Here is a 12,873-nt window from a genome sequence, read left to right on the forward strand (position 1 = left end):
CCCGAGTCCACCGGTAACCACGAACACGGAGGTAATTGATCATGCCGTCAGGCGATCTGTTCAACGACCGGCTCGCATCGGTCGATCCCGATGTGGCCAACGCGGTCAACGCCGAGTTGCGCCGCCAGCAGAACACGCTGGAAATGATCGCCTCGGAGAACTTCGCACCGCAGGCGGTGCTGGAGGCCCAGGGCTCGGTACTGACCAACAAGTACGCCGAGGGCTATCCGGGCAAGCGCTACTACGGCGGTTGCGAGCACGTCGACGTCGTCGAGCAGCTGGCCATCGACCGGGTCAAGGAACTCTTCGGCGCTGCCTACGCCAACGTGCAGCCGCACTCCGGCGCCCAGGCGAACGCGGCCGCCATGTTCGCCCTGCTCAAGCCCGGCGACACCATCATGGGGCTGGACCTGGCCAACGGGGGACACCTCACGCACGGGATGCGGTTGAACTTCTCGGGCAAGCTCTACAACGTGGTGCCCTACCACGTCCGTGAGGACAACCACCTCGTCGACATGGACGAGGTCGCTCGGCTCGCCCGGGAGAACAGGCCGCAGCTGATCGTCGCGGGCTGGTCCGCCTACCCGCGTCAGCTCGACTTCAAGCGTTTCCGGGAGATCGCCGACGAGGTCGGGGCCTACCTCATGGTGGACATGGCCCACTTCGCCGGTCTCGTGGCCGCGGGACTCCACCCCAACCCGGTTCCGCATGCCCACGTGGTGACCACCACCACGCACAAGACCCTGGGCGGTCCCCGCGCCGGTGTGATCCTGTCCTCCCAGGAGGAGCTCGGCAAGAAGTTCAACTCGGCCGTCTTCCCCGGTCAGCAGGGTGGACCGCTGGAACACGTCATCGCGGGCAAGGCGGTGGCCTTCAAGATGGCCGCGGGTGAGGAGTTCGCCGACCGGCAACGGCGCACCCTCGAAGGCGCCCGGATCGTCGCCGAGCGCCTGCAGCAGCCCGACATGGCCGCGGCCGGCGTGAAGATCGTCTCCGGCGGCACCGACGTCCACCTCGTGCTGGTGGACCTTCGGGACTCCGAGCTGAACGGCCAGCAGGCCGAGGACCGGATGCACGAGATCGGAGTCACGCTCAACCGCAACGCGGTGCCGAACGACCCGCGTCCGCCGATGGTGACCTCGGGTCTGCGCATCGGAACCTCGGCACTGGCCACCCGAGGCTTCGGCGCCGAGGACTTCACCGAGATCGCCGAGATCATCGCCACCGCCCTGCAGTCCGACTTCGACGACGAGGTCAGCAAGAAACTGCGTTCCCGGGTGGAGGCGCTGGCGGCCAAGCACCCGCTCTACCCCAACCTGTGAGGACGTGACCGCTGTCGTGCCGCACCCCCGCGGGGGTGCGGCACTTTTTCCGTGGTCGGCTGGTCCCGTCGGAAACCGGATCCGACAAAACACGGGGTCCGATCTTGTAGGTTCCGCGATCTTGTTGTTCGGCCGGCGGTCGGCGACCGTCGTCAGCATGACGAATCCGCTGGACGAACTGGTCACCAAGGCTCTCGACCGCCGGCCCCCCACCCGCGAGGAAGCCGCCCGGGTGCTCGGCACGGAGTTCGACGTTCTCGACGTCGTGGCCGCGGCCGCACGTGTGCGCAGGCACTTCTTCGGCAACCGGGTCAAGCTCAACACGATCATCAACATGAAGAGCGGGCTGTGTCCGGAGGACTGCACCTACTGCGCACAGCGCCTCGGGGCCGACTCGGACATCCTCAAGTACTCGTGGGTCCCTCCCGAGGAGGCGGCCACGGCCGCCGACGCCGCGGCCACGGCCGGGGCCAAACGCATCTGCCTGGTGGCCAGCGGGCGCGGCCCGGGACAGCGCGACATCACCAGGATCAGCGACACCATCGAGGCCATCCGGGCCAAGCAGCCCGAGGTGGAGATCTGCGCCTGTCTCGGCCTGCTCTCCGAGGGGCAGGCGCAGCAGTTGCGCGGAGCGGGTGTCCACGCCTACAGCCACAACCTGAACACGAACGAACGCCGCTACGGCGACATCTGCTCCACCCACACCTTCACCGACCGCGTGAGCACGGTGCGCGAGGCCACCTCCGCCGGGCTGTCCCCCTGTTCCGGAGCCATCTTCGGCATGGGAGAGACCGACGAGGACGTGATCAGCCTGGCCTTCGAACTGCTGGAGCTCGATCCGGACTCCGTGCCGATCAACTTCCTGATCCCCATGGAGGGAACCCCCCTGGAGGGGCAGTGGGGGCTGACACCGCAACGCTGTCTGCGCATCCTGGCGCTGTACCGGTTCTTCTTCCCCGACGTGGAGGTCCGTCTCGCCGGGGGCAGGGAGATCCATCTGCGGAACGTGCAGGCGCTGGCGCTGCACCTGGCGAACTCGATCTTCCTCGGGGACTATCTGACCAGCGAGGGGCAGACGGGTGACCAGGACCGTCAGCTGATCACCGACGCCGGCTTCGTCGTGGAGGGCACCGAGGAGACCACGCTGCCGCCGGAACGCCACGACCTGGTGACCGTCCGCAGGCGCGGCGTGGGTACCGACCTCGCCCCCAACGTCTGAGCGGAGGTCCCGTGGGAGCCGTGGGGGAACGCCCGTCGGGCGGGGCCCTCCCGGCCCCGGAGAAACCACCGCCCGTGGTGCCCCGGGCCGTCCGAACACGGGGAACCGGACCGACCGGCAGGCTCAGGCTGCCCGGTCGGTCCAGGTCCACCGGTCCGCCCCGCCGACGGGCTCCCGTGGCTCCTCCCCGGTTCCGGGGTCCTCCTCGGCGGCGGGGCGTACCCGCCCGCCGGAACGGCGCCGCCACAACCAGACGCCCCCACCGCAGAGCAGCAGCACTCCCAGGGCGGTCCAGCCCGCTCCACCGAGTATGTGTTCGATGTACTTGGCGGAGGCCCCGGCCACCCAGCCGAGTGTCACGTGCAGCACGGACCAGGAAGAGGCTCCCAGCAGGGAGGCGAGCAGGAAACGTCCGTAGCCGAGACCACAGGCACCGGCGGCCGTGGGAGTCAGGGTGCGTACCACCGGCAGAAACCGCGCCACGAACACGGCCCCCACCCCGTAGCGCCGCAGTTGCGCCCCGGCACGGTCCCAGTGGCGCTGGCCCAGTTTGCGCACGGCCGCGCTCTCCCGCATCCGCCAGCCGTAACGCCGTCCGAGGAAGAAGCCGATGTTGTCCCCCAGGGCGGCGAACACGGCCACGCACGACGACAGGGTCAGGAAGAACCCGACGTCGGTGACGGCGGCCGAGGCGATCAGCAGACCGCTCTCACCGGGAACGAAAAATCCGATGCCCAGCGTGCACTCGCCCAGCACCAAAGCACCGACCACCAGCACGAGAACTGGCCGGGGCAGTCCGGCGACGGCGGCGAGCAGATCACTGACAACAGACACACACACTCCTCGGACCGGCGACTTCCGCCCACGCTATCGTGCGAGGGCGATCACACCAATCCGGAGTTCCCCGAGTTCCGGACGTCCCGGGGCCCGTGCCACCGGTTTCAGCAGCTCTTCACCCAGGAACACTCGACCGGGGAGTCGAAGGTGTCCTCCCCGCGCGCCACCCCCTCGGGGCCACCGCCGCTCACGGAAACCTCGTCCGGTCGTCGCTGTCCCGGGGGGCTTCCGTACGTGGCCAGTCGCACCGCCAGAGCGTCCTGCACGTCCCGGGGCGGGCTCCCGAGGAAGTCGTTGAACACCACGGAGAAGACCAGTTCACGTCCCGTCCTGGTGTGCACGTACCCGGAGAGGGCGCTCACCCCCGTCATCGAACCGGTCTTCGCCGTCACGTTCCCCTCGGCGGGGGTTCCCACCATCCGCCCACGCAGGGTTCCCCCGACCATCCGTTCGGAGATCCCCGCCACGGGCAGGGCGGAGCGCCAGCGGTCGAACCACGGCTCCCCGCGCACGGCGTCGAGCAACCGCGCGAGCTGTCCCGGACTCACCGTGTTCAGCGTGGAAAGGCCCGACCCGTCGACCAGCCGGTAGCCTCGCGGGTCGAGCCCCAGCTCCGCCAGTTCCCGTCGGAGAACCCGAAGACCGGCCCGCCAGCTCCCCTCCCCGGCGACCCGCTCGCCCATCGTCTTGACCAGTGTCTCCGCGTGGCCGTTGTTGCTCAGTTTCAGGAACGGCACCAGCAGGCGACCCAGCGGCATGGACCGGTGTTCGGCCAGGGTGCGCGCGTGCCCGGGAACGCGGGCGGTCTCCGCACTCCCCCGGACGGCCACACCGTGACGCTCCAGTGCACGGCGGAACACGTCCAGCGCGTAGCGGGTGGGGTCGGGCACGCTGCGGAAGAAACGACGTGGCGGGGCCGTCGAGGACATCCCGCCGGAGACGACCACCCTGCTGCTTCCGTGCTCCCGGTGCACGGAGACCCCGGAGGTGTCCCCGGTGGTGGTCCGCGCCCGGTTCACGATCCGGATCGCCCCCGTCTCGGGAACGGTGCTCACGTGTACCGGTTGTCCGGGGGCCGCCGGACGGACCCGCACCATCACGGACCCGGCGTCGTAGTCGGTGTCGGGGGCCACGGTCAGTGCCGACACCGGGGCCGCGTAGTGGTAGGGCTCGTCCACCGCCATCCACCCGTTGGCCAGTTCGGGGTCGTCGAAGCGGGTGTCGTCGGCGAGCAGGTCACCGGCGACCACCTCGACGCCCGCTTCGGCGACCCGCTCGGCCAGACGTCGGTAGTCGCGGGCGAGCATGCTCGGATCACCGGTGCCGCGCAGGTACAGGTCCCCGGCCAGGACGGGACCACGGCGTTCGCCGGTGGCCAGCACCCGCGTGTGGAAGCGGAACCCGGTTCCGAGGACGCGCAGCGCCGCCACCGAGGTGAGCAGCTTGGCGGTGGAGGCCGGGGTCATGCGCCGGTGCGGGTGCTTGGCGTACAGCGTCCGGCCCGTTTCGGGGTCCCGGACCACCACGCCCACCGTGGCTCCGTCCAGGCGGGGGTCCTCCAGGATCCCGTCCAGGTCGGTTCGCAGCTCGTGCGGATCGTCCTCCCGGACGGCGGCGCCGGTGGTCAACGGCACCATCACGAGGAACCCGATCAGCAAAGCCACCGCGCGTCGCACGCTCTCCGCCTCCGAGACTCCGGTCACGAAACCGACACGGTCGGACACTTTTCGTACCGGATCAAGGAAGCACAGCGCGCGTCCGTGGTCAACGCGGTTGCTCCTTCGGGGTGGTCCCAGCCGTCCCACGGGGCACCCGTCGCGGCCCAGGCCGTGGCGGGTGTTCGTCGGGAGCTCCGCTCAGGCCAGCGCGATCGAGCCCGCCATCACCAGCAGGGCGCCGCCGCAGCAGCGTTCGAAGGCCTGCTTGCGCCTGGGGGCGGCCAGGAAGGCCGACAGCCAGCCGACCGAGGGCACCACGATCAGCCACCACGTGGCGAACAGGGAGACCGCCACCGCGCTGAGCATCATCGCCTGCGGCATGGGGTCCCCGGCGGGGTCCATCGCCTGTGGAAGCAGGGTGAGGAAGGTCAGCAGCACCTTCGGGTTGAGCACGTCGACGAGCACGCCACGGAAGAACACGGCACGCCGCGAGGTCGGGGCGGGTGCGGACTCCTCCCCAGCCGTTCCCGCTCCCGCGTGACGAAGGATCTGCACTCCCATGAAGGCCAGGTAGCCCACCCCCAGCACCTTGACCACGATCAACGCGCCGGGCACCGCCATCACGAGCGCGGAGAGCCCGGCCGTGGCCGCGCTCGCGTGCACGAGCAGCCCGCAGGTCACCCCGGCAGCGGCGAACCACCCCCATCGCGCCCCACTGGCGGCGTTTCTCGTGACCAGCACGAAGTCGGGCCCCGGAACCAGGATGAGCACCAGCAGAGCGAGCAGGAACGAACCCCAGGCGATGTGCACGCCAACTCCTCCACATCGGATCGTTCGATCTTCGACGGACATCGCAATATTGGGGCATAAGTTCGACTTGAATCCAGTTACAACGTATATTGTTCGGTCATGAGTGCTAACACAGAACTGGATTCGGTGGACTGGCGGATTCTCGAAGAGTTGCAGAACGACGCGACACTGCCCAACAGGACCCTGGCCGAACGGGTGGGCCTGGCGGCTTCGAGCTGTCTGCAACGAGTGCGCAGACTGCGGGAACAGGGGGTGATCACCGGATCACACATCGACGTGGACCCGGCCGCCACGGGACTGACCCTGGAGGCCGTGGTGTCCATCAACGTACGGCCGCACACCCGGGCCGTGGTGGACTCCTTCCGGGAGTTCGTGATGGCCCAACCCGAAACGCGGTCGTTGCTGCACGTCAGCGGTCAGGCGGACTTCCTGCTGCACGTCGCGGTGGCCGACAGCGCCCACCTGCAGAGTTTCCTGGTGGACAAGCTGTCCGCCCGGACCGAGGTACGCCACTTCACCACCTCGGTGGTACTCGAACAGGTCCACACCCGTGCGTTGACTCCGCCGCGCGCCCCCCGGCCCGCACGCAGGCGCGGATGACCGTTCCGGGCACGCGGGGCAACGGGGCGGGAGCAAGGGAGCGGAGTCGTTCCGGGAGGGGCGAGAACACATCGGGAGAACAGGTCGGGAACACGGCGAGAACCACCTTGCCCCGAACCATGTTCGTCCGGTTGCCCGTCCTCGTGACAGGTCACGCGCCCCACCCCGGAACGTGCCGAACGAAATTCAGTCGTCCACCCGCAGCAGGCCCTCCTGCACGACGGTGGCGATCAACGAACCGTCCCTGGAGAAGAAGTTCCCGGTGGCCAGACCACGGGCCCCCGAGGCGCTGGGGGAACTGCAGTCGTACAGGAACCACTCGTCGGCGCGGAAACGACGATGGAACCACATGGCGTGGTCGAGGCTGGCCCCGTGAACCCGGTCGATCCCCCAGTACACCCCGTGCCGCACGAGGACCGAGTCCAACAGGGTCAGGTCCGAGGCGTAGGCGAGCAGACAGACGTGCAGCAGTTCGTCGTCGGGCAGCTCCCCGTCGGCCCGCATCCAGACCCGGCTGCGCGCGTCCCGTGGGCCGTCCTTCCTGCTCGACCACGGGGGTTCGGTGACGTGTCGTATGTCGATGGGGCGGGGCAGGTTCGCCAGCCCGCCCACCTCGTCGGCCATGTTCCCGATGCGCTCCCCGTAGGTGGGCAGGCTCTCGGGGGCGGGAACCTCGGGCATGGGCTCGGAGTGGTCCATGCCCCGTTCCTCGATCTGGAAGGAGGCCGACAGCGAGAATATGGGTTTTCCGTGCTGCACCGCGACCACGCGCCGGGTGGTGAAGGAACGGCCGTCCCTGGTGCGGTCCACCTCGTAGACGATCGGAACGCTCGGGTCGCCGGGGCGCAGGAAGTAGGCGTGCAGCGAGTGCACCCTGCGGTCGTCCGGAACGGTTCTGCCGGCCGCGACGAGTGCCTGGCCCGCCACCTGCCCGCCGAACACCCGCACGGGGGATTCGGCGGGGCTGACGCCCCGGAAGATGTTCTCCTCGATGGGTTCGAGATCCAGTAACGCGACCAACCTGTCCAGCACGGGCTGTCCGTGCGGCATGCCGCTGGCGTCGACCGGAACGGACGCCTGGCCGCTGGTACCTGCCGGGTCCGCGGCCGCGTCCCGTGCCGCTCGGGTCACTTCGGGCTCCTCGTGTCGGCGATCGGTGGGTCCTCCCACGGGGCACGGAGTGCCGGAGCACGGTGCGCCGTGCACCGCGGCACTCCGGTTCCGTGACGCTCCGGAGAGGGTCAGACGTGGTCCTCCTCACCGAGACGGTGCACCCGGACCAGGTTCGTCGAGCCCACCGTTCCGGGTGGGGACCCCGCGACGATGACCACGGTGTCACCGGTCTCCGAACGTCCCAGTGACAGCATCGCCTGGTCGACCTGGCGCACCATCTGGTCGGTGGTCTCCACACTAGGCACCAGGAACGTCTCCGTCCCCCAAGTGAGAGCGAGCTGACTCCGCACGGACTCCTCGGGAGTGAAGGCGAACAGGGGCAACTTGGTGTGCAGCCGGGCCAGCCGACGCACGGTGTCCCCGGACTGGGTGAACGCCACCAGGGCCTTGGCGCTGAGACGTTCCCCGATGTCCCGGGCCGCGTAGGAGATCACGCCGCGCTTGGTGCGCGGCACGTGGCTGAGCTCCGGGGGTTCCGAGGAACCCGCCTCCACCGCCTCGACGATGCGCGCCATCGTCTCCACGGTTTCCACCGGGTAGTCCCCGATGCTGGTCTCGCCGGAGAGCATCACCGCGTCCGTGCCGTCCAGCACCGCGTTGGCCACGTCGGAGGCCTCCGCCCGGGTGGGGCGGGGGTTCCCGATCATGGAGTCGAGCATCTGGGTGGCCACGATCACCGGTTTGGCGTTCTCCCTGGCGATGTTGATCGCGCGCTTCTGCACCAGTGGCACGTGTTCCAGCGGAAGCTCCACCCCGAGGTCCCCACGGGCCACCATCACCCCGTCGAAGGCGAGCACGATGGCTTCGAGGTTGTCCACCGCCTCGGGCTTCTCCAGCTTGGCGATCACCGGAGCCCGACGCCCGACCCGGTCCATGACCTGGTGCACGATGTCGATGTCGGCCGGAGTCCGCACGAAGGACAGCGCCACGAAGTCCACGCCCAGCTCCAGCGCGAACTCCAGGTCCTCGACGTCCTTGGAGGACATGGCCGGCACGGAGACGTCCATCCCCGGAAGCGAGAGCCCCTTGTGGTCGGACACGGGGCCGCCCTCGACGACCTCGCAGACCACGTCGGTCTCCTCCACGGCGGTGACGGTCAGCCCGACCTTCCCGTCGTCGACGAGAATCCGGTCGCCCACCCTGGCGTCGCCGATCAACCCCTCGTAGGTGGTGGAGACGCGGTCGTGAGTTCCCGTCACGTCCTCCACCGTGATACGCACCGTCTCACCGGTGCTCCACTCGACCTCGCCCTCGGCGAAGGTCCCCAGCCTGATCTTCGGCCCCTGCAGGTCGGCGAGAATCCCCACCGCACGGCCGGACTCCGCCGCCGCGGTCCGGACCATGTCGTAAACCTGGCGGTGGTCCTCGTGGCTACCGTGACTGAAATTCAGCCGAGCGACGTTCATCCCGGAGCTGACGAGCGCACTCACCTTCTCCGGGGTGGCGGTTGCTGGCCCCATAGTACAAACGATCTTGGCTCGTCGACTCACGGTGTCACAGCCTAATCCGTACTATCGCGCGCGCAGTACGCCACCGTCGGCGTTGTCCACGTCCCGAGAGGCCACAGTGCTGGATCCTTTCAGTAGTCGCCTGCACCGCACGCTCTTCGTCGTGTGCTGCCTGGTCAGCATGGTGATACTTTTCACTCCTTCGAGCGGAGTTCCGACGGCGCCGCCGGGAACGGACAAGCTGGTCCACCTCACGCTCTTCCTCGCGCTGACCACCACCGGACGACTGGCCGGTCTGCCCGGTCCCGTGCTGGTTCCGGCGCTGGTCGCCTACGCCCCGTTGTCCGAGCTGGTGCAGGCCGCCCTGCCGGTGAACCGCCACTGCGACCCCGCGGACGTCGCGATGGACCTCGTCGGTGTGCTGCTCGCGCACATGCTCCCACCAACGGGCGAACACCGCAGAAGGAGCGATCTTCGTCGCAGGTCAACGCCTCACGAAGCGAGCGAGATCCACGGTTTTCGCGGATGAGTCGCGTTATTCTCGGCTGCGTGGACTCCACCGCACGGGCTCGCTCGCGTACCGCCGGAGGCAATCTCCCGGCGGAGGTCACGAGCTTCGTCGGCAGACGGCGCGAGATCACGCTCACCAAGCGCCTGCTGGCCGACTCCCGGATCGTGACCCTCACCGGCCCGGGAGGTATCGGCAAGAGTCGACTCGCGCTGCGCGTGGCCACGAACATGCGCAGGTCCTTCCGCGACAAGGTCTGGCTGGTGGAACTGGGGGATCTCGACGACCCGGACCTGCTCGCGGCCACGGTGGTGGACCAGCTGAACATCCCCGAGTCCTCCGGAGGCACCGAACTCGACGACCTCGTCGGCTACTTCCGGGAACGGGAAACCCTGCTGGTGCTGGACAACTGTGAACACCTCGTCGAGGCCTGTGCCCGTCTGGTGGACACCCTGGTCAGTTCCTGCCCCGGCGTGCGGGTGCTGGCCACCAGCAGGCAGTCCCTCGGCACGGCGGGCGAGAGCACCCTGGTCGTCCCCCCGTTGCAGGGGCCGGACCCGGAACAGCTGCCCGCCCCGGAGGCCTACGAGCAGTACGCCTCCGTCCGGCTGTTCGCCGAACGCGCCCGTGCCGTGGTTCCGGAGTTCGAGGTGACTCCGGACAACGCCCCGGTGCTGATGCGACTGTGCCAACGGCTGGACGGCAACCCGCTGGCCATCGAACTCGCCGTCGTCCGGCTTCGCAGTCTGTCCCCCGAACAGCTGGAGGAACGACTCCACGAGCGTTACGAACTGCTCAGCGCCGGGCGCCGCGGCGCGCCCCGACGCCAACAGTCCCTGCGAGCCCTGATCGACTGGAGTTACGAGCTGTGCACCGAACAGGACCGCAGGGCTTGGGCCCGTCTTTCGGTGTTCGCGGGCAGCTTCGACCTGGAGGCAGCCGAGTACGTGCTCGGGGAGGCGACGCAGGGCAACACCGCCACGCTGATCCACTCCCTGGTGGACAAGTCGATCCTGCTGCGCGAGTCGGGAGAGGGTCCCAGCCGCTACCGACTGTCACACGCGCTGCGCGAGTACGGACTGGAGAAGCTCAGCGCGGCCGGAGAACGGGCGGAGACCGAAATCCGACACCACCGGTGGTACGCGAGCATGGTGGAACGCTTCTCCGCCGAGTGGCTCGGCGACGACCAGGTCGGGTGGGTGCGGCGGCTCCGGGCGGAGCAGGCGAACCTGCGTGCCGCGCTGCACCTGGCCAGCGCCCCCGACCGGGTGAACGCGGAGCCGGAGGGCGCGCTCCGGTTGGCCATGGGGCTGGGGCGCTACTGGCAGCTGCGCGGGCTGCACGCGGAGGCCAGGCACTGGCTCGACCGGACGTTGGCGCTGACCGCCACGGAACACGCCCGGGGCCACCGGGCGCTGGCGCTGGCGATGAGCGCGTGGTTCACTCTGCTGCACGGGGACGTCTCCGGGGCACGACGTTCCCTCGACACCGCCCTGACCACGCTCGGCAACGAGCACGCCCCGCTGGAACGTGCCCATCTCACCCAGGTCTACGGCATGGCGGCGTTGTTCGACCGCGACACGGAGTCCGCACCCCGCCTGCTGGAGAACGCGCTGAACGTCTTCCGGAACCACCGGGATCCCCAGGGCGAGCTGTTCGCCCTGATCGGCCTGGGGCTGGCCCGGGCCCTCGGCGGGCACGGACGCGCGGGAACCGACCTGCTCGACGAGGCCCTGGCGATCACCACGGGGCGCGGTGAGCTCTACTGGCGCTCCTGGACGCTGTGGGCACTGGGTTACCTCAAGATCCTGTCCGGGGAACCGGAACGGGCCGACTCCGCGCTCAAGGAGGCACTCACCCTGCAACGTCGCCTGGGCAACCTGCTGGCCATCGCCTTCACCATGGACACCATGGCCTGGGCCGCCCACGACCTCGGCAACCACAAACGCGCCGCCTACCTGTTCGGCGCGGCCGGCGGGGCCTGGGAGTCCGCCGGCTCCACCCCGAACCTCTACACCGCCTTCGCCGGGCAGCACCGCGACCACCTGCTCGCCACGAAACGGGAACTCGGCGACGAGGACTACAACGACGCCTTCGACCGCGGCTACCGGTGGTCCTCCGAGACCGCGCTGAACTACGCGCTGGACATCAAACAACGCGGCCGCGGATCGAACAGGGACAACGTCCACCCGATGCCGTTGACCAACCGGGAGCACGAGATCGCCCGGCTGGTCGCCCAGGGACGCACGAACAAGGAGATAGCCGACCTGCTGGTCATAGCCCTGAGAACCGTGGAGGGCCACGTCCAGCACATTCTCACGAAACTCGACTTCACCTCACGGGCCCAGATCGCCGGGTGGGTCGCCGGACAGCAGTCCGAACAGTCCTGAGCCCGCCGCGACCTCACCCTCCGTCCCGGGGCAGGACGTCCCCGCGGCGCGCTACGCCTCGGGGGAGGACTCCAGCAGCGCCAGTGTCCCGTGCAGCGACTCGGCGACCAGTTCCCTGGCGGCCTCCTCCGCCCGTGCGCTGTTCCCCTCACCGATGCACCGTGCGATCTCACCGTGCAGGTCGACGGCCATCGGTTCCGGGTGGGCGGGCATCAGCCCCTGCTCGGTCCTCCAGCGCAGCACCTCCCGGACCACCTCGTGCAGCTGGGCGAACATCTCGTTGCCGGAGGCGCTCAGCACCAGGGAGTGGAAGGCCACGTCGGCCTCCAGGAACCCCTCCAGATCCCCCTCCACGGCGAGCTCGCGCATCCGCCCCGCCAGTCGGGTGAGTTCCTCGACCTGACCGGCCTCGGCACGGTGTGCCGCCGCTCCCGCCGCCACCGGTTCCACCGCGGTGCGCAACTCCACCAGGGTTCGGACCTGGTTGGTCCGGTCCACCTCCAGCAGCCACCGGATCAGCGCCGGGTCGAAGGTGTTCCACTCGGCGCGCGGGCGGACCACGATGCCGATCCGTTGACGCCCCACCACCAGTCGGATCGAGGCGAGCGTGCGCACCACTTCGCGCACCACGCTGCGCGAGATACCGAAACGCTGCTCAAGATCCTCGACGCGCAGCACACTGCCGGGTGGATGGACACCGGCACTGATCTCCCGCCCCAGAACGTCGACGATCTTTCCGTGCAGTCCTCCGCTCAAGCTGGCTCCGTTCGCCGCCGCGCTCCTCCCGCCCGGACCGGACCCGAACGGAAGATGTCGGTCGCACGGCACGTGCATATTCCGGACGCCCAGAATAGTCACTCCACCCGTGGCGGCCGGACGACGCGTCACCGCCGGCGGAACGGATCACT

At 69.1% G+C, this 12,873-nt stretch carries 11 protein-coding genes; 5 read left to right on the forward strand and 6 right to left on the reverse strand.

The window, feature by feature from the left end:
* Positions 1-41 precede the first annotated feature (41 nt).
* Together glyA and bioB are read left to right on the forward strand one after the other, a co-directional pair.
* Positions 42-1,322 carry a serine hydroxymethyltransferase gene (glyA, locus tag CEP50_RS05340; protein ID WP_106112802.1) on the forward strand — a complete coding sequence of 427 codons (1,281 nt, stop codon included), beginning with the start codon at positions 42-44 and terminating at the stop codon, positions 1,320-1,322.
* A 157-nt stretch (positions 1,323-1,479) separates the two neighbouring features.
* Positions 1,480-2,541, forward strand: a complete 1,062-nt coding sequence (gene bioB / locus CEP50_RS05345; protein ID WP_106112912.1) for a biotin synthase BioB — start codon at positions 1,480-1,482, stop codon at positions 2,539-2,541.
* A gap of 123 nt (positions 2,542-2,664) precedes the next feature.
* On the opposite strand, the gene CEP50_RS05350 is transcribed toward bioB, so the two are convergent.
* The 3 genes from CEP50_RS05350 to CEP50_RS05360 all read right to left on the reverse strand — a co-directional run bounded on the left by CEP50_RS05350 (position 2,665) and on the right by CEP50_RS05360 (position 5,846).
* The gene (locus CEP50_RS05350; RefSeq protein ID WP_106112803.1) at positions 2,665-3,375 is read right to left on the reverse strand and encodes a DedA family protein; all 711 of its coding nucleotides are present in this window, start codon (positions 3,373-3,375) and stop codon (positions 2,665-2,667) included.
* Positions 3,376-3,482: 107 nt separating this feature from the next.
* Positions 3,483-5,081, reverse strand: coding sequence for a D-alanyl-D-alanine carboxypeptidase/D-alanyl-D-alanine endopeptidase (dacB, locus tag CEP50_RS05355; protein ID WP_258174859.1), 1,599 nt, complete (start codon positions 5,079-5,081; stop codon positions 3,483-3,485).
* A 153-nt stretch (positions 5,082-5,234) separates the two neighbouring features.
* A complete protein-coding gene (locus CEP50_RS05360) occupies positions 5,235-5,846 on the reverse strand; it encodes a LysE family translocator (protein ID WP_106112805.1) in 612 nt (203 codons plus the stop codon).
* 99 nt (positions 5,847-5,945) lie between these two features.
* Here CEP50_RS05360 and CEP50_RS05365 point away from each other — a divergent pair, with 99 nt between their 5' ends.
* Entirely contained in the window at positions 5,946-6,446 is a 501-nt protein-coding gene (locus tag CEP50_RS05365; protein ID WP_106112806.1) for an Lrp/AsnC family transcriptional regulator, read from the forward strand.
* 186 nt (positions 6,447-6,632) lie between these two features.
* Here CEP50_RS05365 and tesB read toward each other — a convergent pair whose 3' ends face one another.
* Complete coding sequence (gene tesB, locus CEP50_RS05370; RefSeq protein WP_181188223.1) at positions 6,633-7,577, reverse strand: acyl-CoA thioesterase II; 945 nt, start codon at positions 7,575-7,577, stop codon at positions 6,633-6,635.
* A 110-nt stretch (positions 7,578-7,687) separates the two neighbouring features.
* On the reverse strand, positions 7,688-9,109 hold the full coding sequence (pyk, locus tag CEP50_RS05375) for a pyruvate kinase (protein WP_106112807.1): 1,422 nt from the start codon (positions 9,107-9,109) through the stop codon (positions 7,688-7,690).
* Positions 9,110-9,185: 76 nt separating this feature from the next.
* Here pyk and CEP50_RS05380 point away from each other — a divergent pair, with 76 nt between their 5' ends.
* On the forward strand, positions 9,186-9,596 hold the full coding sequence (locus tag CEP50_RS05380; RefSeq protein WP_106112808.1) for a hypothetical protein: 411 nt from the start codon (positions 9,186-9,188) through the stop codon (positions 9,594-9,596).
* Complete coding sequence (locus CEP50_RS05385; protein WP_258174861.1) at positions 9,593-11,965, forward strand: LuxR C-terminal-related transcriptional regulator; 2,373 nt, start codon at positions 9,593-9,595, stop codon at positions 11,963-11,965. The genes CEP50_RS05380 and CEP50_RS05385 overlap by 4 nt, the downstream gene beginning before the upstream one ends.
* Positions 11,966-12,016: 51 nt before the next feature.
* Here the strand turns inward: CEP50_RS05385 and CEP50_RS05390 are convergent, their stop codons facing one another.
* Positions 12,017-12,793, reverse strand: coding sequence for a FadR/GntR family transcriptional regulator (locus tag CEP50_RS05390; RefSeq protein ID WP_181188234.1), 777 nt, complete (start codon positions 12,791-12,793; stop codon positions 12,017-12,019).
* Positions 12,794-12,873: the final 80 nt, after the last annotated feature.

The sequence above is a fragment of the Actinopolyspora mortivallis genome, assembly GCF_003001495.1.
Classification (GTDB): Bacteria; Actinomycetota; Actinomycetes; order Mycobacteriales; family Pseudonocardiaceae; genus Actinopolyspora; species Actinopolyspora mortivallis_A.

Excerpts from the sequence above, each read along its gene's own strand:
- bioB (WP_106112912.1), top strand. The coding sequence starts at position 1,480 with ATGACGAATCCGCTGGACGAACTGGTCACCAAGGCTCTCGACCGCCGG.
- glyA (WP_106112802.1), top strand. The coding sequence starts at position 42 with ATGCCGTCAGGCGATCTGTTCAACGACCGGCTCGCATCGGTCGATCCC.
- CEP50_RS05365 (WP_106112806.1), top strand. The coding sequence starts at position 5,946 with ATGAGTGCTAACACAGAACTGGATTCGGTGGACTGGCGGATTCTCGAA.
- CEP50_RS05385 (WP_258174861.1), top strand. The coding sequence starts at position 9,593 with ATGAGTCGCGTTATTCTCGGCTGCGTGGACTCCACCGCACGGGCTCGC.